Below are 26,267 nucleotides of genomic sequence, written 5' to 3' on the forward strand. Positions count from 1 at the left end.
GTTTTCGATGGCTACACCACTGGCATCCGCGGCACCGCCACGACGCGCTCGCAATCTTGCCGAGTTCGTCGTGAATTACGTCACCGAGCAGATCGCGAGCAATGCGCTGAAGCCGGGCGACAAACTGCCGACCGAATCACAACTGATGGTCACGCTGAGCGTGAGCCGCACGGTGATCCGCGAAGCGATTTCACGCCTGCAGGCAGGCAAGGTCATCGAGACGCGGCACGGCATCGGCAGCTTCGTGCTGGAGCCGCAGCGCGAAAAGCTGGGCATCGACATGGTGCCCGCCACCACGCTGCGCGACGTGCTTTCCATCCTCGAACTGCGTATCAGCCTCGAAACGGAGTGCGCCGGGCTCGCCGCGCAGCGCGCGAAACCGGAAGACCTCGCGCGCATGCGCACCGCGCTCGACGCGATCGAAGCCACCCGCCACAACGGGCTGGATAGTGTCGACGCCGACCTGCAGTTCCATATCTCGGTCGCGCGCGCTACGGGCAACCGCTATTTCGTCGACATCCTCACGCAAATGGGCAGCGCGCTGATTCCGCGCAACCGGCTCGACTCGGCGGGCATTGCGCGCGCGGAGCCGGATGCCTATCTGTCGCTCGTCAATCTCGAACACGAAAGCATTCTCGAAGCGATCACGCGGCATGACGCGGAAGGCGCGCGCGCGGCCATGCGCATGCATCTGTCCAATAGTCGCGAACGCTTGCGGCGCGCAAACGAGGCCGCCGACGCGAATAGCTGAAGCACATAGCGCAAGCGTCGCGCTTAAGTTCGCGCTGCACGTACGCAGCACGCAAAAAAATGGCCGGGGAGACTCTCCCCGGCCATTTTTTATTCCGCTTCTGCCCGCAGCCCCGTGATCTACCGGGGCCGCGAGCCCAACACCGGCTCAACCGCGCGTGATCTCGCCGTCGCGACGACGCCACAGATCCAGCGGGTTGCCATCGGCCAGCGCTTGCGGCAACAGATCCGCCGGGAAGTCCTGGTAGCACACCGGGCGCAGGAAGCGCTCGATCGACGTGGTGCCGACCGACGTCGCGCGGCTGTCCGACGTAGCCGGGAACGGGCCGCCGTGCACCATCGCATGCGACACCTCGACGCCCGTCGGGAAGCCGTTGACCAGAATGCGACCGGCTTTGCGCTCGAGAATCGGCACCAGCTTCTTCGCTGCGGCGATATCGGCGCTGTCCATCTGCAGCGTCGCGGTCAACTGGCCGGCAAAGTGCTCGGCAACCGCCAGCAGTTCCTGCTCATCCTTGCAACGCACGATGGTCGACACCGGTCCGAACACCTCGTCTTCGAGCGCCGGGTTCGCGAGGAACGTCTGCGCATCGGTCACGAACAGCGCCGCGCGCGCCTGCGTCGGGCCGGTTGCATCAACGCCGCGCGCCACCGCTTCGACGCCTCGGGTCGCCGTCAGCTTGCTCTCGCCGTCCTGATACGCCGCGTGAATGCCGGCGGTCAGCATGGTCTGGGCCGGTTTGCCGCCCAGCGCTTCGGACGCCGTGGCGACGAAGCCCTTCAGCGCATCGCTGTCGATCGCGATCGCGAGGCCCGGGTTGGTACAGAACTGGCCCGCGCCCAGCACGAGCGAATCGACGAAACCGCGTGCGATGCCGTCGCCGCGTTGCGCCAGCGCGTTCGGCAGGATGAACACGGGGTTGATGCTGCTCATCTCCGCGTAGACCGGAATCGGCTCGGCGCGCGCCGCCGCGACGCGCATCAGCGACGTGCCGCCCGCGCGCGAACCGGTGAAGCCGACCGCCTTGATCGCCGGATGCGACACCAGCGCTTCGCCGACCAGATTGCCGGCGCCGACGATCAGCGAGAACACGCCTTCAGGCAAGTCCATATCCTGCGCGACACGCTGAATCACGCGGCCGACCATTTCCGACGTGCCGAGGTGGGCGCGGTGCGCCTTCACCACGACCGGGCAGCCGGCCGCGAGTGCCGCGGCCGTATCGCCGCCCGCCACCGAAAACGCGAGCGGGAAGTTGCTGGCGCCGAACACCGCGACCGGGCCGAGCGCGATTTTCTGCATGCGCAGATCCGAGCGCGGCAGCGGCTTGCGCTCCGGCAGCGGCGAGTCGAGCGTCGCGGCGAGCCATTGGCCTGCGCGTACGACTTGCGCGAACAGTTTGAGCTGGCCGGTCGTGCGGCCGCGCTCGCCTTCGAGACGCGCCTTCGGCAGACCGGATTCCTGATGCGCACGCTCGATCAGCGCGTCGCCCAAAGCGGTGATACCGTCGGCAATGCGTTCGAGAAATTCGGCGCGCACCGTGAGCGGCAATGCCCGGTACGGGTCGAACGCCTGCTGCGCCAGCTCGCACGCCCGCTCGACCTGGGCGACGCCGCCGCTGCCGAAAACCGGTTCGGCGATCGCCGAACCCGTGGCGGGATTGAACGCGTGCAGTGGTTGTTCCTCGCCGCGCACTGCCTGGCGGCCGATCAGCATTTCGCCGGTAATAGACATTTTCGCTTTCCTTGAATGAACGCCCTAGATATAAGTCATCCTACAACATCCAGCACCCTCCACGCAACCTGAAACGCTTGTCTGGTGGGGAATTCGGGTTTACGTGGCCGTTACAACCAGAGAGCCTGGTGCTAATCTGGCAAAAGACATACGACGACCTATAACATAGCGCATAGCCGTCGCCGCAGCTCGCCCGATCCATTGCCGTTCGAGGAGATATCGCATGCCAGCCGTCACGCCTTACCAGGCCCTACCCAACCGCTTTCGCGGCGCCGTCCGCGGCGGTGAAACCCAGATTGGCTGCTGGGCGTCGCTCGCCAGTCCGATCGTCACGGAACTGCTGGGCGTGATCGGTTTCGACTGGATGCTGCTGGACGCCGAACACGCGCCGAACGACGTGCTCACGCTGATCCCCCAGCTGATGTCGCTCAAGGACAGCGCGAGCGCGCCGGTCGTACGGCCGCCGGCCAACGACAGCGTGTTCATCAAACGGCTGCTCGATAGCGGCTTCTCAAATTTCCTCGTGCCGTTCATCGAAAGCGGTGAAGACGCGGCCCGCGCGGTCGCCGCGACGCGCTACCCGCCGCAGGGCATTCGCGGCGTGTCGGTGAGCCATCGCGGCAACCGCTTTGCGACCGTGGGCGACTACTTCGAGCAAGCCAACGACAACGTTTGCGTAATCGTGCAGATCGAAAGCCGCAAGGCGGTCGACTCGATCGACGAGATTCTCGCGGTGGACGGCGTCGACGCGGTCTTCGTCGGCCCGTCGGATCTCGCGGCCGGCTACGGCCATCTCGGCAACCCGAACCATCCTGAAGTACAACGGGCGATCGCGCGTGTTTTCGAGCGCGCGCAGGCGGCCGGCAAATCGAGCGGCATTCTCGCGCCGGTGCAGGCCGACGCAGAACGCTATCTGGCGATGGGCTGCCGCATCGTCGCGGTCTGCGCGGACATGGGCCTCTTGAAAAACGCCGCGCAGACGGTTCAGAAACACTTCATGCAGAAACCGGCGGGCCAAGGCTGAACCTGGGTCCAAACCAGGCGTCAGTCAGCCGCAAACACGGCCGCAATGACATCTTCGGAGCATTCCATGCAAAAAGCAGGCTTTATCGGACTCGGCATCATGGGCAAGCCCATGGCCGCCAATCTTCTCAAGAACGGTGTCGCGCTGGCCGCGTTCACACGCAGCGGCGTGCCCGACGAACTCACCCAGGCCGGCGCGCTCGCGTGCGACAGCCCCGCCGCCGTCGCCGCGCAAGCCGACGTGATCTTCATCATGGTGCCGGACACGCCGGACGTCGAACGCGTGCTGTTCGGCGACCAGGGGCTGGCCAGCGCGCTGCGCGCCGGGCAGACGGTGGTCGACATGAGCTCGATTTCGCCGATGGCCACGCGCGAGTTCGCCGCCCGCGTGCGCGAGCGCGGCGCGGACTATCTGGACGCGCCGGTCTCGGGCGGCGAAGTTGGCGCCAAGGCCGGCTCGCTGACCATCATGGTGGGCGGCGAACCCGCCACCTTTGACAGCGTCAAGCCGATGTTCGACATGATGGGCAAGAACGTCACGCTGATCGGCGCGGTCGGCGCCGGTCAAGTGTGCAAAGTGGCCAATCAGGTGATCGTCGCCGCGACGATCGAAGCGGTCGGCGAAGCGCTGCTGCTCGCGTCCAAGGCCGGTGTCGATCCGGCGCGCGTGCGTGAAGCGCTGATGGGCGGCTTCGCGTCGTCGCGCATTCTCGAAGTGCACGGCGAGCGCATGACCAAACGCACCTTCGACCCGGGCTTTCGCATCGAGCTGCATCAGAAGGATCTGAACCTTGCGCTGTCCACCGCGCAAGCGCTCGGCGTTTCGCTGCCGAACACCGCCACCTGCCAGGCGCTGTTCAACGCGTGCGTGGCGCACGGCGGCAAGGCGTGGGATCACTCCGCGATGGTGCGCGCGCTCGAAGTGCTCGCCAATCACGAAATCGGCCAACAGCCGGCTTAAAGCCGCACGCGTTCGCGCGCCGCTGCGCCCGTTCCATGCAGATGGAGCCGACGCAGCGGCGTGTACGTGCGCGCGCGGCCTGAACACATCTTCCCGATGATAGCGGCACCGCCGTCGCCGGCCTTTCCTTACAAATAATAAGGATGACTAAGTTTAATGAAAGGCGGCGTCGATGGGCCGTCGTCCCCGGCAGCACCCACGATTACTGACAACGCCCAATAAGGGCAAGGAGACATCCGTGACAAACCGGCATAACAATAACGGCAAGCGGAGCGCATCGAGAACCCCGAACCAGACCGAACCGCACTCGGCCGGACGCCGCGCGTTTATCGTGCTGGCCGGCACGTCCGCCGGCGCAACCCTGCTCGGCGGCCTGTCCGCCTGCGGCGGCTCGGTCAGCGACCCGGCCGCCCCCGCGCCGGCCTCACCGCCGGTAGTGCAGGACCCGATCTGGGGCACCTCGGGCGCCGCGACGCAGATCATCGCGTCGCTGAAAGGCATCACCCAGTCGATGTTCCCCGCACGCGATTACGTGGTCACCCAATACGGCGCGCAGCCCTGCTCCGTGGTCGCCGCGGCCAATCCGTACACGGGCGCCGCATCGCTCGCGAGCCCCGGCTCGGCGCAGACCAACAGCGCCGGCTCGTTCGATTCGCGGCTCGCGTTTCTCGCCGCGATCCAGGCCTGCAACACGGCGGGCGGCGGCCGCGTGGTCGTGCCGTCCGGCACGTGGTACTGCGCCGGACCGATCGTGCTGCTGAGCAACGTGAACTTCCACCTCAGCGCGAACTGCACGATCTACTTCAGCCCGAATCCCGCCGACTACGCGAAGGACGGTTCGGTCGATTGCGGCGCCAACGGCAAGCTGTTCTATAGCCGCTGGCAGGCCAACGATTGCCTGAACTTCGGCTCGCCGGTCTACGCGCGCAACCAGACCAACATCGCGCTGACCGGCGAAGACGCCACCTCGGTGCTCAACGGTCAGGCCATGACGCCGTTCACCGGCACGGGCAACACCGCTACCTGCTGGTGGACCTTCAAGGGGTCGAACGGCGCATACGGCTGCGTGAGTTCGTCGACACCGTCGCAGGTTTATCTCAATCCGAACAACGTCGATCTGAAGACCGCCGCGCCGGGCATTTCCGCTGCGCTCTACGCCCAACTGACCAGCCCGACCACGCCGTGGCAAGAGGACCAGAACTACCTGCCCGCGCTGTCCGAGGCGGGCGTGCCGGTCGCCAAGCGGATCTTCGGTGTCGGGCATTACCTGCGGCCGTGCATGGTCGAATTCATCGGCTGCACCAACGTGCTGATGGAGAACTACTGCACCAACAACACGCCGTTCTGGCAGCACCATCCGACCGATTGCACGAACGTCGTGATCCGCGGCGTGACGACCAACAGCATCGGCCCGAACAACGACGGCTTCGATCCGGACGCGTGCGACAACGTGCTGTGCGACAGCGTGACCTTCAACACCGGCGACGATTGCATCGCGATCAAATCCGGCAAGGATCTCGACACGCAATACGGTCCCGCGCAGAACCACGTGATCCAGAACTGCACGATGAATAGCGGCCACGGCGGCATCACGCTCGGCAGCGAAATGGGCGGCGGCGTGCAGAACATTTACGCGCGCAATCTGCAGATGCTCAATCAGAACTGGGCAACCAATCCGCTGAACATCGCGATTCGCATCAAGACGAATATGAATCGCGGCGGCTTCGTGAAGAACTTCTATGTCGACACGGTCACGCTGCCCAACGGCGTGAGCCTGAAAGGCGCGGGCTACGGCAGCGCGTTGCTGAGCGGCAGCCCGATCAACGGCACCGTGCCGCTCGGCGTGGTCACGGCGACGGCGGCCAACCCGTCGGCGGCCCAGGGCGGCCTGATCACGTTCGACTGCGACTACCAACCGGCCAACGACGCGATCAGGACTCGTCCGGCGGTGGTGCAGAACGTCAACATCTCGAACGTGCAGGCAAGCAACGTGACGGTCAACGGCGCGACGGGCTCGTGCTTCCAGGCGATCGTCGCACAGGGGCCGGTCGCTTTCGACTACAACGGCCCCACTCCGGCGCCGACCGTGCCGCCGATCACCGGCGTGACGATCTCGAACTGCAATCTGGGCACCGCCGTGTGCGCCGGACCGGCTAGTGCGAGCACGCCTGGGCCGATCTATGCGTACAACGTCAACGGCATCACGTTGAACAACGTCGTGATCGGCTCGACGACCTACAACACGACGGTCGTCGATAAGCGGTAAGCGGAAAGCGGGGACACGGCGGGGCGAAGGGCATTGTCCTTCGCCCCGCTTTCTTTTGCGCGGGAGTCGGTATGCAGCGGGCTGCATCGAGCCGCACTAAGTCGCGAATCTGACTCGACAAAAGCAACAACGGAAAAGCGACGTAGTTACCGTGAAGCGCCGCGATGCTTAGATGGTGCCCGTTTGTCGGAGCACCGGCCTGGCAATTCAAAAGACAACTTTTGGTCCGGGAACAATCGCGCGAAGGCGTTTCTAGTTATGAGCGTGGTTCATGGTCAGTCAGTGCAGATCTAAAACCAGAAACGTCCGCATCAGCCATTAAAATGCAGAACGCCCGATGAAGAGCATCGGGCGTTTTTTACCACTATATAGGTTTCAATCTCTGGCAGGACCGGGCACCACTCTGCTCGATCAAGCCGAGCGGACCCACCCTCGCTTACTTCGCCCCAGCAGCAGCCGTACCCGTTGCCGTCCACGTCGGCTCGGGCATCTTGCCGGGATTTTTCGCCAGCAGGCACACCACGGCAGCGGCGATCAGATCGAATACGGCCAGCACGACGAACAGCGGGCTGTAACCGATCTGAGTAACCAGCACACCGAACAGTGCCGTGAACGCCGCTGCACCGAGATAGCCGGCCATGCCGCCCATGCCCGTCGCCGTGGCGACTTCGTTCTTGCCGAACATATCGGACGTGATCGCGTACAACGCACCCGACAGCGTCTGGTGCGCAAAACCGCCGACGCACAGCAACGCCACCGCCATGTAAGGACTCGCCACCAGGCCGACGCACGCCGGTCCGATCATGAACAGCGCGCCGACCACGAACACCATCTTGCGCGACGTGAACAGCGAGACCTTCGCATACTTGTGGAACAGCGGGCTCAAATAGCCGCCGAGCACGCAGCCGATGTCGGCGGCCAGGAACGGCATCCATGCAAACAGCGCGACTTCCTTCAGGTTCATGTGACGCTCGGTCATCATGTAGAGCGGAATCCACGCGTTGAACGTCTGCCAGGCCGGCTCGGACAGAATGCGCGGAATACCGATCGCCCAGAAGTCGCGGCTCACCAGCATCGCGCGCCAGCTGCGCTTCGGTGCGCCCGCGTCGCTATGCTTTGCTTCCTGCCCGCTCAGGATGTACTCGCGCTCCTGCTCGCCCAGCAGCTTCTGCTTGCGCGGATGCTTGTACAGCACCATCCACAGCACGCTCCACACGATCCCCGCGACGCCGACGATCACGAACGCCAGTTGCCACTGCCCGCGCAACAGCGCCCAGACCACCAGCGGCGGCGCCAGCAACGCGCCGATCGACGAGCCGATGTTGAACCAGCCAATCGCCACCGAGCGTTCCTTGGCCGGAAACCATTCGCTCGTCGCCTTCACGCCGGCCGGAATGCCCGCCGCTTCAGCCAGCCCGAGCAAACCGCGGAAAAATGCGAGGCTGCGCCAGCCTGTGGCCCACGCGGCCGCCGCGCACGCCAGCGACCAGGCGAGCGCGAACGCCGCGAAGCCGATCTTGGTACCGACGGTGTCGAGCACGAAGCCCGCGACCGGCTGCATGAACGCATAGCACAGCTGCCACGCGACGACCACATGCGAGTACTGCTCGGTGGTGATGTTGAGGTCCTTCATCAACGTCGGCGCGGCGACCGACAGCGTGTTGCGCGCGAGGTAATTGATGATGAGCCCGGCCGCGACCAGACTGACCATCCACCAGCGGATTCCCTTGACTCTCATGACTGTCTCCTCGTAATGCCGCGCCGGTCAGAGCGGCCGTGCCGCTTGCGCCGCCGAACCGTGCACACCTGCGTCGTCGCGCGAATAGTCGATACCGACAAAGCTGCCGCCCTGGAAGCGTTGACCCAACGCGTCGAGCGGATTCGGCCGCGCCAGAATCTCCTCGGCGTAGTCTTCGGAATTCTGGGTCGGCTGATAACCCAGACGTTCGGCGCCGCTGTTGTCCCACCAGCTGCGCGTGTTGGCCGACACGCCCCAGATAGTCAGGAAGCCGACGTTTTCGGCTTCGACGCAGCGGTCGAGGAAGTGCATCAGGTCACGATGACCGAACCACGTGCTCAGGTGGCGCGGCTCGCTCGGCCGTTCGAGGCAGCTGCCGATGCGCACGCACACGCTCTCGATGCCGTGCTTGTCCCAATACATGCGCGCGAGTGCTTCGCCCCACACCTTGCTCAGGCCGTAGAAGCCGTCCGGGCGCAGTTCACAGTCGAGACTGAGCCGCTCGGTGACCGGATACATGCCGATCGCGTGATTCGAGCTGGCGAACACGATGCGCTTCACGCCTTGCCGGCGCGCGCCCTCGTACACCTCGACCAGCCCGCGCAGATTGTTCTCGATGATTTCGGGCAGCGGGCGCTCGACGCTCGTTCCCGCGAAGTGGATCAGCACGTCCACGCCTTCGAGCAGACGATCGACGACCGCCGGATCGCGCAGGTCGCCGTGCATCACATCCTCGCCTTCGACGAGAGGCGTCAGGGCTTTCGAGCCGGCCGCCGAACGCAGCGGCGTGCCGCGCGCAATCATTGCAGCGCGCACGACGGAGCCGAGTTGGCCGCCTGCGCCACTCAGGGCAATCTTTTTCATAAGGGGGTTCCTTTACTGCGCCGCGCGCAATCGAACTGGGGGTACAGCTAGCGGTCGAGCGAAGGCGGATGGCGCCTGCATAACCCGCGTTAGTTGTACGATAACGTACTATCAACGATGCGAAAGCGGATTTCAACTCGGCATTTACCCTTGGTTCACAAGCGATGAAAAACGCTTTTCCTTGCCAAACAAGCACATAGGACGGTTCTGTTTATGCGATGTCATATGACTAAAAGCTAAAGTTTTGGCTCGCGATGCCGTCATCCGCGTACCGCGCCGATCCCATCCGCGGCGATCGCCCGCAAGCACGCGTAGACTTGTCCCGCTTATGCACGCGTGAATCCGCTACGCCGCCGTCGCCGCCGTGGTCGCCGCGCGCATCCTTGGAGCCCGCTTCATTTCCAGTACAGCACCTCACGATGCCCAACGCCAACCGCTCCGTGCAAGCCGTCGCCCTGCCGACCGAATCCGCCGTCGCCAGGCTGTACAACGCGCCGGATCTCGCCGACGCGTATGCGGTCCGACTGCCCGACAACGCGATCGACGACCCGGAATTGCTGGCGCGCTTTCTGTTCGCGCATCAGGCGGGCTGGGTGGCGAAATTGATGGGACTGCGCGATGCGCTCGTCGCGCGCTTCGGGCTCAAGACGGCAAAGCAGTTGCGCACGGAGGGTTCGGGCGGCTCGCGTGAGCGCGTCGACTTCTTCAGGATCTTTACGCGCAGCGCGCACGAAATCATTCTCGGCGAGAACGACAGTCATCTGGACTTCCGGGTGTCGGTGCTGCAGCAAACCCGTGATACGCGCGACGGCCGTTCGCGCTATCTGGTGCTGTCGACTGTCGTGCATTGCCACAACAGGCTCGGGCGTTTTTATATTCTCGCGATCGCGCCGTTCCACCGGCTGGTGGTGCGCTCGACATTGCGGCGAGCGGCGCGCGTCGGCTGGCCGACTGCGTGAGCGGCAAGAGTATCGGGTGAGCGCGCGCAGGCGCGCGCTGTGCTGCGCGGACCATGACGCGCGAGGTTTGGAGCCGGCCAAACGCAGGCGCGGCCATCACCGCCCGTCCGCACCCGCCCGCCTCACTCGCGCCTGCACGCGGGCCGGCCCGCCTCACCCCATCATGAGCCGATAAACTCCAGCAGATCCGCATTCACCTTGTCGGCCTCGACGGTGCACATGCCGTGCTGGCCGCCCGGATAGACCTTCAGCGTCGCGTTCTTCACGATTTTCGCGGTCTGACGGCCCGCCGCGTCGATCGGCACGATCTGGTCATCGTCGCCGTGCAACACCAGGGTGGGCACATCGATCTTCTTCAGATCTTCCGTGTAGTCAACTTCGGAGAACTGCTTGATGCAGTCGTACAGCCCCTTGATCGAGCCGGCCATGCCCTGTCGCCAGAACGAATCGATCACGCCTTGCGACACCTTCGCGTCCGGCCGGTTGTAGCCGTAGAACGGCATCGCCAGGTCCTTGAAGAACTGCGAGCGATCGTCGACCACACCCTTGCGGATTCCGTCGAACACGTCGATTGGCGTGCCGTTCGGATTGCTGTCGGTCTTCAGCATCAGCGGTGGCACCGCGCCGATCAGCACGGCCTTCGCGACGCGCTGCGTGCCATGCCGGCCGATGTAGTGCGCCACTTCCCCACCGCCGGTCGAATGGCCGACCAGCGTGGCGTCCTTCAGATCGAGATGTTCGATCAGCGCGGCGAGATCGTCGGCATAGGTGTCCATGTCGTTGCCGTCCCACGGTTGCTCGGACCGGCCATGACCGCGCCGGTCATGCGCGATCACGCGAAAGCCCTTGCTGCCGAGAAACAGCATCTGCGCATCCCACGCGTCCGCGGTCAACGGCCAGCCGTGCGAGAACACGACCGGGCGCCCTTTGCCCCAGTCCTTGTAGAAAATTGCCGTACCGTCTTTCGTCTTGATCGTGCTCATCTGCTGACTCCTTATGGATGAAGTCTGCCGTCGCCGGCAGGTGGATGAAGCGTGACTCTCGAACATACGCGCGGCGCATGACGGGACGCCCGATCAGGCACGGCCCAACTTGCGCTGCATTTTCATGACGGGATTCGCGACGCGCGCCGCAGGTTTGCTCACGGGCGCGCCGGCATGACTATTCGAAACGAATAACGGGGAATAACAACTTGATGGCTACGTGGCGTATGTGCCGCTCGAGCGTGAATCCGCCCGGCAACACCGCCCGCTGGCTTCGTGCATGGTAGAGGCTAACTCATCGGATAGCTAGCTGACGCGCGGGCGAAAGTCCGTTCGGATGGACGGATTGTCGGCTGACGACGAACGCAGACCCGCCTGCGGCGCGGCCGCGCCAACCGGCCGCGCCCGACATGTCGAACTCAGGCGACTCACAGGCATGCAGCCTCGCTGCGGACCGCGTGCCCGCACGTGATGAAGCGCGGCGAGTTGCATTGCTGCAGAGCGGTCGATTGACGCAGTTTCAGCGCGGGCAGACCTGACGCACCCCGCAAGCCGATCATAAAAACTTGATAAACATCAATGGCTTGCGCCAGAAAAACGCAACATTCGCGCAAAACAAGGTGGTTTTTTGACGCACGTCGCGGCGCAGCAAAAAGCCCGGCCATCGCCTACGCTTGCGCCATCTGCTCCCCGCAGTGCGCACCGACACCGGTCGACGCGCGTAGTCCGCCCAGGCGGCTCTCACGCACAACACGCTTATGAACTCCGCACTATCGGCATTCGATCTCGCCCGCATCCAGTTTGCGTTCACCGTCTCGTTTCACATCGTGTTTCCGGCGCTCAGCATCGGCCTCGCCAGCTTCATCGCCGTGCTCGAATGGCGCTGGCTGAAAACCGGCAAGGCGTACTACAAAGACCTTTGCCTGTTCTGGTCGAAGATCTTCGCAGTGGCCTTCGGCATGGGCGTCGTCTCCGGCGTCGTGATGAGCTATCAGTTCGGCACCAACTGGTCGGGCTTCTCCAGTTTCGCGGGCCCCATCACCGGCCCCTTGCTGATGTACGAGGTGATGACCGCGTTCTTCCTCGAAGCGGGCTTCCTCGGCATCATGCTGTTCGGCTGGCAGCGCGTGAGTCCGCGCGCGCACTTCGGCGCCACGCTGATGGTGGCGATCGGCACGCTGATCTCGACCTTCTGGATTCTCGCATCCAATAGCTGGATGCAAACGCCGCAAGGCTTCGAGGTCGTGAACGGCCACGTCGTGCCGCTCGACTGGTTCAAGATCATCTTCAATCCGTCGTTCCCGTACCGGCTCGCGCACATGGCGCTCGCGGCGTTCATCGTCGCGGGGCTGGTGGTGGCGGCGGTCGGCGCATGGCATCTGCTGCGCGGACGGCGCGATCCGGCCGTGAAGAAAATGTTCTCGATGGCGCTCTGGCTGCTCTTGATCCTCACGCCGATCCAGGCGTTCGTCGGCGATCAGCACGGTCTGAACACGCGCGAATATCAGCCGGCCAAGATCGCCGCGATCGAAGGTCTGTGGGACACCGAGAAAGGCGGCACCGCGCTGAACCTGTTCGGCATTCCCGACATGAAGGCCGAGACCACGCGTTACGCGGTGTCGGTTCCGCATCTGGGCAGCCTGATCCTCACGCATAGCTGGGATGGCGAAATTCGCGGCCTCAAGGAATTTCCGCCCCAAGACCGCCCGAACTCGACGGTGGTGTTCTGGAGCTTTCGCATCATGGCCGGGCTCGGCGTGCTGATGATCGTGATGTCGCTCGCGGCATGGGCGCTGCGCCGCCGCGGACGCCTGTTCGAATCGAAGTGGTTCCAGCGCTTCGCGGTCGCGATGGGCCCGACCGGCTTCATCACGCTGCTGGCCGGCTGGGTCACCACCGAAGCGGGCCGCCAGCCGTGGGTCGTGTACGGCGTGATGCGCACTTCGCAGGCCGTGTCGCCGTTGACCACGCAGCAGGTCGGCATCTCGCTGATGGCCTTCGTGGCGGTCTACTTCCTCGTGTTCGGCACCGGCATCTACTACATGCTCAAGCTGATGCGCTCGGGTCCGGCACTGCCGGGACACACGCCGCACGGTGTGCCGCGCCACGAGCCGAACCAGACCGCGCGCCGCCCCCTGTCCGCCGCCGATCAGCTGATCGACGCCGCCTGAGTCCAACCCCAACCGCTTGCGAGAAAGAAAATGGATGTAACCGTCGTATGGGCCGCGATCATCGCGTTGGGCCTTTTCATGTACGTCGTGCTGGACGGCTTCGATCTGGGCATCGGCATCGTCTTCCCGTTCTTCCCCGACGAGAAGGAACGCGACCTGATGATGAACACCGTCGCGCCGGTGTGGGACGGCAACGAAACCTGGCTGGTGCTCGGCGGCGCCGCGCTGTTCGCGGTGTTTCCGCTGGTGTATTCGACCGTGCTGTCCGCGCTGTATCTGCCGCTGATCTTCATGCTCGTGTGCCTGATCTTCCGTGGCGTGTCGTTCGAGATCCGCGCCAAGGCCAATCGCACGAAGCATCTGTGGGATCTGGCGTTCATCGGCGGCTCGGCGGGCGCGACGTTCTTCCAGGGGATCGTGCTGGGCGCATTCCTGCAAGGCATCCCGGTGGTCGACGGCAGCTATGCCGGCGACGCCTTCGGCTGGCTCACGCCGTTCAGCCTGCTCACGGGCCTCGGGCTCGTCGTGACCTATGCGCTGCTCGGCTGCTGCTGGCTCGTGACGAAAACCGAAGGCGATCTGCAACGCCGGCTGCATCGCGTGGTGTGGCCGCTCACGCTGGTACTGCTTGGGTTCATCGCGATGGTCAGCCTGTGGACCCCCTTGCAGGATCCGGCGATCGCGCAACGCTGGTTCCATGACGGCCTCTTCTACCGCTTGCTGCCGGTGCCGTTCCTCGTCGCGATCTGCGCGTTCTTCATGCATCGCGCGGTGCGTGAGCGCCATCACAACACGCCGTTCGCGCTCGCGCTGCTGCTGGTGCTGCTCGGCTATGCGGGGCTGCTGGTGAGCCTGTGGCCGTATGCGATCCCGTCGAGCATGACCCTGTGGGAAGCCGCCGCGCCGCGCTCCAGCCAGACCTTCACGCTGGCCGGCGCAGCGGTGATTCTGCCGATCATCATCGCCTATACGACGATGGGTTATTGGGTATTTCGAGGCAAGGTGCGTCATGGCGACCAACATCACTATCACTGAACGGCGCGGCGTGCCCGCCGTCCTTCAAGCGTCCCCGGTGCCGGCGCGCAAACTGCCCGGCTGGCTATGGTTCATCGCGCTGTGGTGCTTCGGCGTCGGGTCGGCGATGTCGCTCGGATTCGCGTTCAAGCTTCTGATGAATGCGACGTTGTTCGCAGTCAAATAGACGTGGCCGAAGCGCGACCGGGAAGCGGCCGGCGCGTGCTTTCGGCCCGCGCGCATGAGCTGCGCAAAGCTATCAGTACGCCTTCAAAAAAATGCCCGCGCGGCTCGTCTACGTAGCAAGCCGGAACCTATGCGCGGGGAGACCTGCCTTACACGTGACGTGGCGCATCGAAGCAGCCGGCGAACGCAACGATAGGGCGCCACTCGCGCGGGCCGCCGCAAGGCGCGCCGCGCCGCCGCTCGGCGCAGCAAACGCGGGGTAGCCGGCCATGATGCGGTTCACGAGCATAGAAGTACAACGAGACCCTACTACGGCGGTAGTCCACAACGGGCAGGCCCGACTCGCGGAGACATCATGAAGTTTCTTGTGGCCGACGACCATGAACTGATCCGGCAAGGCGTCAAGGGCATGCTGCGCGGTTTCGATCCCGACGCGCAGTTCGACGAAGCCGATAGCTGGGAAACCCTCGCCACCGCCGCGCGGCCCGATGCCGACCACGATCTTGCGATCGTCGATCTGCATATGCCGGGCATGAACGGCGCGACTTCGCTCGAAGCGCTGCTGAAGGCGAACCCTGCGCTGCCGGTGGTCGTGCTGTCCGCCGAGGAATCGCCGGACGAAATGCGCGCGGTGCTGGCCGCCGGTGCGCTCGGCTTCGTGCCGAAGCGGCAGCCGGCCAGCGTGATGCTGAAGGCGATCGAACTGGTGTTGTCGGGGGGCGCTTATGTGCCGATGGAAGCGTTGAGCCTGCTGGGTTCGCGCGACACGCGGGTGGCGCCCGGCGGTGGCGATGCGGCTGCGGCCGGATTCGCCGGATTGCGTGGGCAGGACGGCGCAGGCCAGGGCGCAGGCGCGCCCGCCGAATCCCTCACCGAACCCATTACGCTGGTGCCGTCGCTACAGCCGCATCAGCAGCATCTGCTGGAAAATCTGTCGCCGCGTCAGCAGGACATCATGCGGCTCGTGCATCGCGGCTGGACCAACAAGATGATCGCGCGCGAACTGGGCGTCGCGGAAGGCACGGTCAAGGTGCATCTGTCGGTGATCTTCCGGGCGCTCGGCGTGCATAACCGGTCGACGGCGATCGCGGTGATCAATGGGTGGCTGGAGGCGGGGAAGACTTTGTAGGGTTCTTGCTGGGCTGGTGAGCGTCCTGCCGTCGTCCTCTCGCTGGATTCTTGTTGTCCCGCTTGCGGCGCTTGCTGCCCTTGCGCCCTTTGCAGCAAAAGCACGGCGACACGCGGCCACGACAGCCAACGCTGCCGCTCGCCACCTTTATTCGTGCGATTCGCTGCGCGACGGCGCCTGCGAGCCGCCCCCCGCAGCACGCGCCGCCCCACTCGCCGCGTCCCCTGCCGCGCGCGGCGTCGCGCCACTGCGCGCCTCATCGCCCGTTACGTCCTCGCGCAACGCCAGCGTCCCCACCGCCCGTCCCTTATCCAGCTCCGCCTGCTGCCACAGCATTTCCAGCGTGCGCCGCAAGCGTGCGGGCGTCACCGGCTTGTGCAGCACCGGAATGCCCTGCAAAGCAAGCGCCGCCAACTCCGCCGATGCCATGTCACCGGTAATCAGCAAGGTCACCGCGTTGTCGTGCCCCGCGCGCGCGAGCACGCCGCGCACGGCCGTCAGCGCCTGCGCGCCGGTCCGGTGATTCGCCAGCTGGTAGTCGCACAGCACCGCATCCGGCACGAAGCCGGTTTCGAGCGCCGCAAGCGCCTCGGCCTCGTCGCGCGCGCCGAGCACGCTGCAACCCCATCGCCCCAACAGACTCGATAGTCCTTCGAGAATCGACGGTTCGTCGTCGATGCAGAGCACGCGCCGCCCCTGCGCCGACGGACCGCCCGCCACCGCTTCGTTCAGGCTCGCAACGATCCCCCGAGCGTCGCCCGCCTGCACCGGGAACCGGAACACCGACCCGCGGCCCGGCGCGGAGCGCAATTGCAGTTCGCCGCCGAGCATGTCGACCAGCCGCTTCACCGTCGGCAGACCCAGGCCGTGGCCCTGGCGTGCGTCGCGTTGCGGATTGGCGACCTGATAGAACTCTTCGAAAATGCGCGCATGCTCTTCGGCGGCAATGCCGATGCCTGAATCGCGCACTTCGATATAGCCGCCCGTCGCCCGTCCCGCGCGACGAAAGCCCAGCCAGATCGCGCCTTCCTCGGTGTAGCGCACCGCGTTCGACAGCAGGTTGCTCAGCACGCGTTCGAGCAGCACCGGATCGTCGTAGACGACCATCGTGGTCGGCGCGATCCGCAGTGCGAGTCCCTTGGCCGCGGCCTGTGGGCGGTACTGGCTGCCGACCCGCTCGAACAGTTCGGAGAGCCGGAAATGCAGGCGGATCACCTGGGTCACGCCGCTTTCGAGCCGCGCGAGATCGAGCACCTGGTTGAACAGCTGATTGAGCGCCTCGACGTTGTAGACGATGTGTTCGGCGGTTTTAGCGTGCTGCACGGGGGTCGCCGCCGTGTCGTTGAGCGAGGCCGCGAGCAAGCCGATCGCATGCAGCGGCTGCCGCAGATCGTGGCTGGCGGCCGCGAAAAAGCGCGTCTTCGCGAGACTCGCTTCTTCCGCGACATGCTTCTGCGCCGCCAGCGATTCCGCCAGGTACTGCTGATCGACCCGCGCCTGCACGACCTGGCGGAACAGCTTGCGATAGCTCATCGCATACACGTTGATCGCGCAGAAGAAGAACGCGAGGACGATCGCGAGGATCGTGCGGTCGAACGTGTGCGAGCCGAAATGCAGCACGATCGACGGAAACAGCAGGAATGGAATCGCGGTGGAAAAGTTCAGGAGGTCGAAACCGTTCGACATGAACACGCCGGCCGCCAACGTGACGAGCATGACCGTATGGAGCAGCGGCAAATCGGTTTGCGGGCTCTGGAACGCGAACCACACCGCGAAACCCGGCCCGCTGTACAACAGCACGCCGCGCAACGCGTGCAGATAAATCCAGTCGCGCGGCGAGACGAGATGCGGATAGCGGCGGTTGAAGATCCACAGCGCGAGGCCGCCGCAATTGGCCGCCGCATAGAAACTGAAGCACGCGAGAAACAGCGGCGGCGACGGGATTCTCGGCCAATAGATCGCCACCAGCACCGCGATCGAAAACCAGTGCGAAAAGAAAGCGATCGGATCTTGCGCGTACAGCACGCGCACCAGATCTTCGTCGATGGCACGCTGGATCGGGTCGGCCCGCATCGAGCGGTCTCCTTGTCGGGCACGGCAATTTCGGTGAGGGGCGCGCAAGCCCGGCGCATCGGGCGCGTCCGGCGGCCCGGGCGGGTCGAACCGCGCGTGCTGCGCGGCAGGACCGCATCCGGTGCGGGGTGATTGTGCAGCGGCGGAGCAACTCGCACGGGGCGGCGGTCCGGTGCCGCCGATGCCCTCTCATCAGACGAATAAGCGCTCTCTCGTCAGAAGGTTTACCCGGCAGTTTACCCATCAGCTAGCACTTAATCCATATAGGCGCGGGCGGCGCCGCAAACCATACTGGATTCACGTTCCAGCGCGGCTTCAAGTTTCATCGTCGAGGTACCGGCCTGCAGCCCAGGCTCACCGCGCTCCTTGCCTTACCCCCAGACGGAGGTTTTCATGGGCGCAGTTCCAAGCTACGAGTTCGTCCGCAATCTCGACGATGCGATCCTGCCCGACCTGTGGCGCCGGCGCACCCGCTTGTCGGCCGATGAAATGGTGTCGATGGTCGAGCTGGTGAAGCGGGCGCTGCGCACCTATCACCCGGTGGAATTGCAGGCGCTCGGCGAGGACAAGGAAGAACTGGTCGCCCAGTTCATCTACGCGAAAGTGCTGCGGCTCGCGCCGGGCCACACGGAAACCCACGCCAGCGCCGAGAGCGCGCCGTCCAACGGCTACGCGGTGTGCGCGTATTTCCGCCGCTATCTGATCGACTGTCTGCGCAGCGCCGGCCATCAACGCAACGTGTCGATGGAAAACGAAGGCATGGCGCAGGAAATCGATCTGCACGCGCATGCACTGGAAGACCCAGTGGAAAGCGTGCTGCTGCAATACGGGCTCGACGAACAGCGCGTGCGGTTCGCGGCGCGCGCGTTCATCGAAAGCCTCGACGAGCCTGAGCGCATCGTGCTGGCCGGCAGCCTTGGCTGGTGCTCGGAAGGCAAAGGCGGGCTGTCGGCGGTCGCGGCTCAGCATCGGGTGCCCTCCTATCACTATCGCGCGGTCAAGCTCGGCGTCACAATGAAAAAGACGGGCGGCGCCGAGGATTTTTCCAATACCAAGATCGGCCGCTGGCTCACGGACGTGCTCGGCATCGCGATCGACATCGACAATCGCGCGGCCATTCTGCTCGCGCTGAACCTGCTCGCCGCCGAATCGAGCGATAGCGAAATGAATGAAGCAGCGGCCTAAAAGAACCTGACCAACCTGCCTCGCCTGCGCGGCTCGGCAACACGCCGTGCGAATGCCGCAGAGGCCGTGAGGAGGTCGCGCGCCATCCACGGCGCGCTTTTTTTGTGACCCCGCACCGCCTACGATAAAAAAGCCGCCGCCGCGCACCGTCTTCCTTCCGAAGTCCGGCCTCCGTTCCCCGCATTCGATTCCAGACGAGGTGGTCCTGATGAACCGCTTATCGAGCGCCCCGACGGCGCTGCAAGATCATTACGAGGTGGTCGTGGTGGGTTCGGGCTACGGCGGCGCGATCGCCGCGAGCCGCATGGCGCGCGCAGGCCGCAGCGTGTGCGTGCTCGAACGCGGGCGTGAATTCATGGCCGGCGAATTTCCGCGCACGCCATTTCAGGGCGTCACGCAGATCCAGTACAACACCGCCGCCGCGCACATCGGCTCGCCGCTCGCGCTGATCGAAGTGCACGTGAACGAGGACGTGAACGCGGTGGTCGGCTGCGGCCTCGGCGGCACCTCGCTGATCAACGCGAACGTCGCGCTCGAAGCCGACCCGCGCCTGTGGGACGACGCACGCTGGCCGGCCGCGTTGCGCGCCGACAAGCCGGGCCGCGATCACGGCTATGCGCTGGCGCGCGCGATGCTGCAACCGTCGAGCGTGCCCGACGATTTCCCGCTGCTGCCGAAATTGCAGGCGCTCGAAAAATCCGCGCAGGCGCTCGGCATGGCCGACCGCTTCAGCCGCCCGCCGATCACCGTCACCTTCGAACAGCGCGCGAACGCCGCCGGCGTCGAGCAGAAGGCCTGCGTCGGTTGCGGCGATTGCAACTCGGGTTGCAACTACGACGCGAAGAATTCGACGCACATGAACTATCTGCCCGATGCGGTCGCGCACGGCGCGCAGATTTTCACGGGCGCCGCGGTGCATTCGGTGACGCGCGAGCCCGGCTCGAAGCAATGGAAGGTGAGCTTCCAGCTGGTGCAGCTCGGACGCGAAAGCTATGACGCGCCCAACCTCTTCGTGAGCGCGGATATCGTCATCGTGTCGGCCGGCACGATCGGCTCGACCGCCTTGCTGCTGCGCTCGCGCAAGGAAGGGCTGAGCACCTCGGACATGCTCGGCCGGCATTTCACCGGCAATGGCGACGTGCTCGCGTTCGCGTACAACACCGACGACACGATCAACGGCGTCGGCTGGGGCTCGCACGAGCCAGGCGAAATTGCGCCGGTCGGCCCGACCATCACCGGCCTCATCGACAATCGCGGCACCGCTAACGTGACCGATGGCTACGTGATCGAAGAAGGCTCGCTCGCCGGGCCGGTCGGCGCGGCGCTGATCGGCATGCTCGGCGCCGCCGCGCCGCTCGAAGGCGAGGACGTGGGCGGGCCGCGCTCGCTGCATGACCGGCTCGCCTATGACGCGCGAGTGATCGAGAGTTTGCTGCGCGGTCCGTATCACGGCGCGCTCAACCATACGCAAAGCTACCTGGTGATGGCGCACGACGACGAAAGCGGCCAGATCAGCGTCGACGACAAAGGCCGCGCGCGCATCGCGTGGGAAAACGCGGGCAAGCAGCCGATCTTTCAAACGGTCGAAGACGCGCTCAAACAGGCGACCGTGCCGCTCGGCGGCAAATACCTGCGCAATCCGATTTCCACCGATATTCTCGGCAACCAGACCGTCACCGTGCATCCGCTCGGCGGCTGCGGAATGGGCGAGGATGCCGGACACGGCGTAATCGATCATATGGGCCGCGTGTTCAGCGGCGCGGCGGGCAACGCGGTGCACGAGGGCCTGTATGTGATGGACGGCGCGGTGATGCCGATGTCGCTCGGCGTCAATCCGCTGTTGACCATTTCCGCGCTGGCCGAGCGCAATTGCGCGCTGCTCGCGGCCTCGCATGGCTGGACGATCGACTATGCGTCCAAGGGCGCCGCTGTGCCGCCGCCCGAGCAAAAGATCGGCCTGCGCTTCACGGAGACGATGGTCGGCAGCTACACGCCGGTCCTTCCAGGCGATGCAGGCGACGCCGTCACGAGCCCGATCGAGTTCACGCTGACCGTCGAATCGGATGATCTTGCCGAGATGATCGGCAATCCGCAGCATCTCGCCCGCACAGCGGGCACGCTGACCTGCGGCGCTCTGTCCGCGCAACCCATGACGATCACCGAAGGCACGTTCAATCTGTTCGTCGTCGACGCATCGGACGTGGACGAGCGCGACATGAACTACCGGATGACGCTCAATGCCGTCGAAGGCAAGACGTACTATCTGAGCGGCCAGAAGATCATCACGCGCACGTCGCCGGTCAATCTGTGGGAGCAGACCAATACGCTCTACGCCGAGCTTCGCGAGTCGCCACAGGCCGACGCGCCGGTGATCGGCAAGGCGACGCTGATCATCACGCCCGAAAACTTCCTCAAGCAGCAACGCACGCTCGAAGTCACTCATGCGCCCGATCTGAAGACGCGCCTCGAATGGACGCTGAAGTTCGGCAAGTTCTTCGCGGGCGTGCTGTTCGACGAATACGGCGGCGTGGCGGCGCCGTTGCAGTTCCTCGGCCCGAAGCCGGCGCCGCGTCTGAAGCGGGCGCTGCGCGCGCCGGCGCCGCAAGTCGTTTTCTTCGATACGCCTGATGGAACCACGCTGCGGCTCACACGCTACGTCGACCCCGCCCGCAACGCGACACGCCCCGTGCTGCTGATTCATGGCTCGGGCGTGTCGAGCCGCATCTTCTCCACCGACCTGATCGCGACCAACATGGTCGAATATCTCTGCGCGGCCGGCTACGACGTGTGGCTCGTCGATCTGCGCGTCAGCATCGAAATGCCGAGCGTGCTGGTGCCGACCAACGTCGACAAGGTCGCCCGTGAGGACATCCCCGCCGCCGTCGCCAAGATCCGCGAACTGACCGGCGCGCAGGAGATACAAGCGGTGGGTCACTGCCTCGGCGGGCTCGCGTTGAGCATGTCGTTGCTGTCTGGGCTCGAAGGCGTGCGTTCGGCGGTCATCTCGCAAGTGTCGACGCATCCGGTGCCGGGCACGCTGCAAAAGATCAAGGCCGGCCTGCACATCCCCGACATCATGCAGTATCTCAACGTACGCGATCTGACCGCGTATACGCAGGACGACTCGTGGCCGCAGAACCTGCTCGACGAAGCGCTGCGCCTCTATCCGATCGATGACGACGAGGAGTGCGGCAACCCGATCTGCCATCGCGCGACCTTTCTGTACGGCCTGCTCTATGAGCATGAAAAACTGAACGAGACGCTCCATGCGAATCTGCAGGAATTGCTCGGCGTGCACGATGTCGAGGTCTTCAAGCACTTGGCCGCGATGGTGCGCGCGGGCCGGGTCGTCGATGCCGAAGGCAAGGATGTTTATCTGACCGGTACGGGCGGCATGAAGGGCCTGGCGGGCATGCGCCTGCCGATCGGCTTCATCCACGGCGATAGAAACGAAACCTATCTGCCGGAAAGCACCGAGCTGACTTTCGACATGCTCGTCAAGCAATTCCCCGAACAACCCTACGAGCGGCATCTGATTCCGGGCTATGGACACATCGACTGTATTTTCGGCAAGGACGCGTCGGTGGACGTTTATCCGGTGATCGCGCGGTATCTGAACGCGCACTGACCAGCGCCCTGCTTCGATCCGCACTCGCCCGCCGCCCGCGCGACGAAGCTTCGCCGCGACGCGGCGGGTTCTCCTCTGGCTCGCGCTGCGGTATGGTTCACCCTGCGCAGCGGCGGCCGCCACGCGCTTCATTACTGATGCGCCCGCCTTTCATTCCCGCTTTTACCCACTTCGCAGGATCACGCTGATTCCGATGAAATCCTTCTTTCTCTCCATGCTGACCGCAGGACTGCTGGGCAGCACCGTCGCCGCCGCGAACGTGCAGGCGGCCGAGCTTCACGTGATGAGTTCAGGTGGCTTCACTGCCGCGTATCAACTGCTCGGCCCGAAGTTCACCGCGTCCACGGGCAACACGCTCGACACCATCCTCGGCCCGTCAATGGGCAACGCGCCCGAAGCCATTCCTCATCGGCTCGAACGCGGCGAACACGCCGACGTGGTCATCATGGTCGGCTATGCGCTCGACGATCTGATCAAGCAAGGCAAGGTCATTCCGGGCTCCCGCGTCGAACTCGCGGATTCGCGCATCGGCATGGCCGTGCGCGACGGCGCGCCAAAGCCGGATATCGGCTCGGTCGATGCGCTGAAGGAAACCCTGCTCCACGCGAAATCCATCGCTTACTCGGACAGCGCGAGCGGCGTCTATATCGAACGCGAGCTGTTCAAACGGCTCGGCATCGCGGATCAGGTGAAGGCCAAGGCGAATATGGTGCCGAAGATTCCGGTCGCCTCCGTGGTCGCCAACGGCGATTACGAGGTGGGCTTCCAGCAGGTCAGCGAGTTGCTGCCGGTGCAAGGCGCGAGGTTCGTCGGCAAGATTCCTGAATCGGTGCAATCGGTCACGCGATACGCCGCGGGCATTCCGGTCGACGCACAGCATCCGAAAGAGGCGAAGGCGCTGCTCGACTACCTTGCGTCGCCCGATGCGCAAGCGGCAGTCAAATCGACAGGGCTTGACTCTGTTGCGACGCATTGAAGATTCGAGCGGCGCGTGTCGGGTCACTTTCGGTGCACCCGACGGCGAGTGCGCCGCATTTTTACTTCACGACTTCCTCGTTACGCGCCCCGCGCCGGCGCTCAGAACAGCTTGCCCGGATTCAGAATGCCGTGCGGGTCCAGCGCGTGCTTGATCGCGGCCATCGCCGCAAGCTCCGCGGGCGAACGCGAGATCGGCAGAAACTCGCGCTTGAGCAAGCCGATCCCGTGTTCCGCCGACACCGAGCCGTGCAACGGCCTGAGCATCTGATAGACGAACGCGTAGACCGCATGATGATCGACACCGGCGATCGAATGACCGTCAACGGTCACGTGCAGATTCGAATCGCCGATATGCCCGAAGAAATACGACGCGTTGCCGGGCCAGCGCCGATCGAGCGCCGCGCGGCAGCGGTCGACGAACGCGCCGATCTCGCCGATCGGCAAGCTCACGTCGAAGTTGATGGCATCGAGCCGTACCGGAAACTCCGCAGTGCATTCGCGAATCGCCCACAACGCGCGCGCATCGGCCACCGATTGCGCGATCACCGCATCGCGAATCGCGCCCGCCTCGAGCGCTTCGGTCAGCGCAGCGGCGAAGCGTTCGCCGTGGTCGCCCGCATCGAAGCTCGCGTGCTCGATCAGCGCATACAGCGGATGCGCGGCGGCGAACGGCGAACGCGCGCCGGTCAGCTTCACGCCGAAGTCGTAGAAGTCCGGCCACATGATCTCGAACGCGCCGATGTCGTTGCCAAAGCGCGTCGATAAACGGCGCAGCAGGTTCACCGCGGCGGCGTAGCCGTCGAGCGCGACGAGCGCCGTGTGACGCGCCGCGCGCCGCGGATGCAGCCGTAGCACCGCGCGCGTGATCACGCCGAGCGTGCCCTCGGAACCGATGAACCAGTGCTTCAGGTCATAGCCGGTGTTGTTTTTGACCATCTTGCCGAGCGAACTCAGCACGTCGCCGTTGGCGAGCACCACTTCGAGCCCGAGCACCTGATCGCGCGCGGTGCCTGACTGGATCACGCGGTTGCCGCCCGCGTTGGTCGCGAGGTTGCCGCCGATCTGGCACGAGCCGCGCGCGCCGAGATCGAGCGCAAGTTCGAAGCCGGCTTCGGCGGCGGCTTCCTGCGCAGCTTGCAAGGTGGTGCCGGCGCGCACGGTCAGCGTCGCCGACGCGGTATCGACTTCTTCGACGCCGCTCAAACGCTCGAGCGATAACGCGATGTCCGTGGCCCGCGCGATCGCGCCGCCCGCGAGCCCGGTCATGCCGCCTTGCGGCACCACCGGCTGATGCGCCGCGTGGCAGATCGCCAGCGCGCGCGAGACTTCGTCGGTGGTGCGCGGCAACAGCAGCGCAGCGGGACGCGTCGGGTCGTGACGCGTCCAGTCGGTCATCGCGCGTTCGCCGATCTGTTCGCCGGTGCGCACCGAATCGTCGCCGAGCGCGGCGCGCAATGCGTCGAGTGTCGACGCGAGCGGCGCGGCGGCGTTTGTTTCGACTGCTGTACCGCGACTTGCCCTACCGTGATCTGTCATGCAGTGGTCCCTTGCGTGCCTTGAGCCGCGTGTTTCTTCCGATAGCCCATCGAATCGTTGATGCGCCCGAGGATATAGTCGCCCGCGGCGACCGGCTGATATTTGAGGTCGGCCTCGCTCGTGCCGAGTTCGCGCGGATCGACCATCGCGCCGTAAGTCGGATCATAGAACGTCGCGATCGAATAGCGCTCGCGTCCCGACGCATTGACCACCCGATGCAGCGTGGAGCGAAACCGGTCATTGGTCCAGCGGGCGAGCAGATCGCCGACGTTCACGACGAAGCTGCCCTCGACGGGCGGCGCATCCACCCACGTGTTGTTGGCGATCTCGCGCACCTGCAGTCCGCCCACCTGATCCTGCCACAGCAACGTGATGCAACCGTAGTCGGTATGCGGTGCGACGCCGAACTGATCTTCGTCCGATTGGGGCGGCTGCGGCGGATAGTAGACCATCTGCGTGCGCTGCATCCGCTTCGTGTAGCGCGGCGCGAAGAAATGTTCGTCGACGCCCAGGCTCACCGCCACCGCGCGCAGCAGATCCGCGCCGCACGCCGAGACCGCGTCATAGTAGCCATACAGCGCGGGGCGCAGTTCCGGCATGAAGTCCGGCCAGTTGTTCGGCCCGCGCAGCGCCTGGCCCGCGAGCACGTCCGGATCATCTTCGGGCAGTTCGAGGCCGATGCTGAAGAACTCCTTGTAGTCGGGCCGCTTCGCCTGGTACATGGTCGCGTCGCCGAGCGCGTTGAAACCGCGATGCCGCTGGTTGACCGCCGCCCGCCGCTTGGTCTCCACCGGGAACGCGAAGAACCTGCGCGCCGCATCGGCGGCGGCATCGATCGACGCTTGCGGCACGCCATGATTGACGATGTAGAAGAAGCCGATCGTCGTGCACGCTTCGCGAATGTCCTGTGCCACGCGGCGCAGCGCGTGCGGGTCTCCCGCGCGCACGCCGGCGAAGTCGATGATCGGAATGCGGGTCACGGGCATGGCGTTGCTCCCTGAAGGGCCCTGAAGGGCGGTTGAATCGAATGACGACGAGTGACAACAATCGACTGACGAAAGCGGCGCGTGCGACGCGGTGACGGCATCACG

The 26,267-nt window shown here is 65.0% G+C and carries 19 protein-coding genes and 1 pseudogene; 12 read left to right on the forward strand and 8 right to left on the reverse strand.

The window, feature by feature from the left end:
• Positions 1–7: 7 nt before the first annotated feature.
• Positions 8–751: a FadR/GntR family transcriptional regulator gene (locus FVF58_RS24735; protein ID WP_149672458.1), complete on the forward strand. Its 744-nt coding sequence runs from the start codon at positions 8–10 to the stop codon at positions 749–751.
• Between the two features lie 147 nt (positions 752–898).
• Here FVF58_RS24735 and FVF58_RS24740 read toward each other — a convergent pair whose 3' ends face one another.
• On the reverse strand, positions 899–2,482 hold the full coding sequence (locus FVF58_RS24740; protein WP_149672459.1) for an aldehyde dehydrogenase (NADP(+)): 1,584 nt from the start codon (positions 2,480–2,482) through the stop codon (positions 899–901).
• A gap of 223 nt (positions 2,483–2,705) precedes the next feature.
• Here FVF58_RS24740 and garL point away from each other — a divergent pair, with 223 nt between their 5' ends.
• The 3 genes and pseudogenes from garL (at position 2,706) to FVF58_RS24755 (ending at position 6,732) form a co-directional block, all read left to right on the forward strand.
• Positions 2,706–3,506, forward strand: a complete 801-nt coding sequence (gene garL / locus FVF58_RS24745) for a 2-dehydro-3-deoxyglucarate aldolase (protein WP_149672460.1) — start codon at positions 2,706–2,708, stop codon at positions 3,504–3,506.
• A gap of 30 nt (positions 3,507–3,536) precedes the next feature.
• Positions 3,537–4,466: pseudogene (locus tag FVF58_RS24750) on the forward strand (2-hydroxy-3-oxopropionate reductase); the annotation flags it as partial.
• Between the two features lie 238 nt (positions 4,467–4,704).
• On the forward strand, positions 4,705–6,732 hold the full coding sequence (locus FVF58_RS24755) for a glycoside hydrolase family 28 protein (RefSeq protein ID WP_149672462.1): 2,028 nt from the start codon (positions 4,705–4,707) through the stop codon (positions 6,730–6,732).
• A gap of 436 nt (positions 6,733–7,168) precedes the next feature.
• On the opposite strand, the gene FVF58_RS24760 is transcribed toward FVF58_RS24755, so the two are convergent.
• Together FVF58_RS24760 and FVF58_RS24765 are read right to left on the reverse strand one after the other, a co-directional pair.
• Positions 7,169–8,470 carry an MFS transporter gene (locus FVF58_RS24760; protein WP_149672463.1) on the reverse strand — a complete coding sequence of 434 codons (1,302 nt, stop codon included), beginning with the start codon at positions 8,468–8,470 and terminating at the stop codon, positions 7,169–7,171.
• Between the two features lie 27 nt (positions 8,471–8,497).
• Complete coding sequence (locus tag FVF58_RS24765; RefSeq protein ID WP_149672464.1) at positions 8,498–9,334, reverse strand: NAD-dependent epimerase/dehydratase family protein; 837 nt, start codon at positions 9,332–9,334, stop codon at positions 8,498–8,500.
• 419 nt (positions 9,335–9,753) lie between these two features.
• Here FVF58_RS24765 and FVF58_RS24770 point away from each other — a divergent pair, with 419 nt between their 5' ends.
• The gene (locus FVF58_RS24770; RefSeq protein WP_149672465.1) at positions 9,754–10,293 is read left to right on the forward strand and encodes a DUF2867 domain-containing protein; all 540 of its coding nucleotides are present in this window, start codon (positions 9,754–9,756) and stop codon (positions 10,291–10,293) included.
• A gap of 161 nt (positions 10,294–10,454) precedes the next feature.
• On the opposite strand, the gene FVF58_RS24775 is transcribed toward FVF58_RS24770, so the two are convergent.
• A complete protein-coding gene (locus tag FVF58_RS24775; protein WP_149672466.1) occupies positions 10,455–11,276 on the reverse strand; it encodes an alpha/beta fold hydrolase in 822 nt (273 codons plus the stop codon).
• 428 nt (positions 11,277–11,704) lie between these two features.
• Positions 11,705–11,941: a hypothetical protein gene (locus tag FVF58_RS24780; protein ID WP_149672467.1), complete on the reverse strand. Its 237-nt coding sequence runs from the start codon at positions 11,939–11,941 to the stop codon at positions 11,705–11,707.
• Positions 11,942–12,034: 93 nt separating this feature from the next.
• Here FVF58_RS24780 and FVF58_RS24785 point away from each other — a divergent pair, with 93 nt between their 5' ends.
• The 4 genes from FVF58_RS24785 to FVF58_RS24800 all read left to right on the forward strand — a co-directional run bounded on the left by FVF58_RS24785 (position 12,035) and on the right by FVF58_RS24800 (position 15,776).
• Positions 12,035–13,447, forward strand: a complete 1,413-nt coding sequence (locus FVF58_RS24785; protein ID WP_149672468.1) for a cytochrome ubiquinol oxidase subunit I — start codon at positions 12,035–12,037, stop codon at positions 13,445–13,447.
• Between the two features lie 30 nt (positions 13,448–13,477).
• Positions 13,478–14,482: a cytochrome d ubiquinol oxidase subunit II gene (cydB, locus tag FVF58_RS24790; RefSeq protein ID WP_149672469.1), complete on the forward strand. Its 1,005-nt coding sequence runs from the start codon at positions 13,478–13,480 to the stop codon at positions 14,480–14,482.
• A complete protein-coding gene (locus tag FVF58_RS24795) occupies positions 14,457–14,648 on the forward strand; it encodes a hypothetical protein (protein ID WP_149672470.1) in 192 nt (63 codons plus the stop codon). The genes cydB and FVF58_RS24795 overlap by 26 nt, the downstream gene beginning before the upstream one ends.
• A 354-nt stretch (positions 14,649–15,002) precedes the next feature.
• On the forward strand, positions 15,003–15,776 hold the full coding sequence (locus tag FVF58_RS24800; protein ID WP_149672471.1) for a response regulator transcription factor: 774 nt from the start codon (positions 15,003–15,005) through the stop codon (positions 15,774–15,776).
• Between the two features lie 147 nt (positions 15,777–15,923).
• On the opposite strand, the gene FVF58_RS24805 is transcribed toward FVF58_RS24800, so the two are convergent.
• Positions 15,924–17,849, reverse strand: coding sequence for an ATP-binding response regulator (locus FVF58_RS24805; RefSeq protein WP_149672472.1), 1,926 nt, complete (start codon positions 17,847–17,849; stop codon positions 15,924–15,926).
• Between the two features lie 393 nt (positions 17,850–18,242).
• Here FVF58_RS24805 and FVF58_RS24810 point away from each other — a divergent pair, with 393 nt between their 5' ends.
• From FVF58_RS24810 to FVF58_RS24820, 3 genes are all read left to right on the forward strand, one after another.
• On the forward strand, positions 18,243–19,034 hold the full coding sequence (locus FVF58_RS24810) for a hypothetical protein (protein ID WP_149672473.1): 792 nt from the start codon (positions 18,243–18,245) through the stop codon (positions 19,032–19,034).
• A 208-nt stretch (positions 19,035–19,242) separates the two neighbouring features.
• Positions 19,243–22,662, forward strand: coding sequence for an alpha/beta fold hydrolase (locus FVF58_RS24815; protein ID WP_149672474.1), 3,420 nt, complete (start codon positions 19,243–19,245; stop codon positions 22,660–22,662).
• Between the two features lie 193 nt (positions 22,663–22,855).
• The gene (locus FVF58_RS24820) at positions 22,856–23,638 is read left to right on the forward strand and encodes a substrate-binding domain-containing protein (RefSeq protein ID WP_149672475.1); all 783 of its coding nucleotides are present in this window, start codon (positions 22,856–22,858) and stop codon (positions 23,636–23,638) included.
• A gap of 101 nt (positions 23,639–23,739) precedes the next feature.
• Here FVF58_RS24820 and FVF58_RS24825 read toward each other — a convergent pair whose 3' ends face one another.
• Together FVF58_RS24825 and FVF58_RS24830 are read right to left on the reverse strand one after the other, a co-directional pair.
• The gene (locus FVF58_RS24825) at positions 23,740–25,176 is read right to left on the reverse strand and encodes an FAD-binding oxidoreductase (RefSeq protein WP_149672476.1); all 1,437 of its coding nucleotides are present in this window, start codon (positions 25,174–25,176) and stop codon (positions 23,740–23,742) included.
• Complete coding sequence (locus FVF58_RS24830; protein WP_149672477.1) at positions 25,173–26,162, reverse strand: isopenicillin N synthase family dioxygenase; 990 nt, start codon at positions 26,160–26,162, stop codon at positions 25,173–25,175. The genes FVF58_RS24825 and FVF58_RS24830 overlap by 4 nt, the downstream gene beginning before the upstream one ends.
• Positions 26,163–26,267 lie beyond the last annotated feature (105 nt).

The sequence above is a fragment of the Paraburkholderia panacisoli genome, assembly GCF_008369935.1.
GTDB classification, from domain to species: domain Bacteria; phylum Pseudomonadota; class Gammaproteobacteria; order Burkholderiales; family Burkholderiaceae; genus Paraburkholderia; species Paraburkholderia panacisoli.

Excerpts from the sequence above, each read along its gene's own strand:
- FVF58_RS24735 (WP_149672458.1), top strand. The coding sequence starts at position 8 with ATGGCTACACCACTGGCATCCGCGGCACCGCCACGACGCGCTCGCAAT.
- FVF58_RS24740 (WP_149672459.1), bottom strand. The coding sequence starts at position 2,482 with ATGTCTATTACCGGCGAAATGCTGATCGGCCGCCAGGCAGTGCGCGGC.
- garL (WP_149672460.1), top strand. The coding sequence starts at position 2,706 with ATGCCAGCCGTCACGCCTTACCAGGCCCTACCCAACCGCTTTCGCGGC.
- FVF58_RS24760 (WP_149672463.1), bottom strand. The coding sequence starts at position 8,470 with ATGAGAGTCAAGGGAATCCGCTGGTGGATGGTCAGTCTGGTCGCGGCC.
- FVF58_RS24765 (WP_149672464.1), bottom strand. The coding sequence starts at position 9,334 with ATGAAAAAGATTGCCCTGAGTGGCGCAGGCGGCCAACTCGGCTCCGTC.
- FVF58_RS24770 (WP_149672465.1), top strand. The coding sequence starts at position 9,754 with ATGCCCAACGCCAACCGCTCCGTGCAAGCCGTCGCCCTGCCGACCGAA.
- FVF58_RS24775 (WP_149672466.1), bottom strand. The coding sequence starts at position 11,276 with ATGAGCACGATCAAGACGAAAGACGGTACGGCAATTTTCTACAAGGAC.
- FVF58_RS24780 (WP_149672467.1), bottom strand. The coding sequence starts at position 11,941 with ATGGCCGGGCTTTTTGCTGCGCCGCGACGTGCGTCAAAAAACCACCTT.
- FVF58_RS24785 (WP_149672468.1), top strand. The coding sequence starts at position 12,035 with ATGAACTCCGCACTATCGGCATTCGATCTCGCCCGCATCCAGTTTGCG.
- cydB (WP_149672469.1), top strand. The coding sequence starts at position 13,478 with ATGGATGTAACCGTCGTATGGGCCGCGATCATCGCGTTGGGCCTTTTC.
- FVF58_RS24795 (WP_149672470.1), top strand. The coding sequence starts at position 14,457 with ATGGCGACCAACATCACTATCACTGAACGGCGCGGCGTGCCCGCCGTC.
- FVF58_RS24800 (WP_149672471.1), top strand. The coding sequence starts at position 15,003 with ATGAAGTTTCTTGTGGCCGACGACCATGAACTGATCCGGCAAGGCGTC.
- FVF58_RS24805 (WP_149672472.1), bottom strand. The coding sequence starts at position 17,849 with ATGCGGGCCGACCCGATCCAGCGTGCCATCGACGAAGATCTGGTGCGC.
- FVF58_RS24810 (WP_149672473.1), top strand. The coding sequence starts at position 18,243 with ATGGGCGCAGTTCCAAGCTACGAGTTCGTCCGCAATCTCGACGATGCG.
- FVF58_RS24815 (WP_149672474.1), top strand. The coding sequence starts at position 19,243 with ATGAACCGCTTATCGAGCGCCCCGACGGCGCTGCAAGATCATTACGAG.
- FVF58_RS24820 (WP_149672475.1), top strand. The coding sequence starts at position 22,856 with ATGAAATCCTTCTTTCTCTCCATGCTGACCGCAGGACTGCTGGGCAGC.
- FVF58_RS24825 (WP_149672476.1), bottom strand. The coding sequence starts at position 25,176 with ATGACAGATCACGGTAGGGCAAGTCGCGGTACAGCAGTCGAAACAAAC.
- FVF58_RS24830 (WP_149672477.1), bottom strand. The coding sequence starts at position 26,162 with ATGCCCGTGACCCGCATTCCGATCATCGACTTCGCCGGCGTGCGCGCG.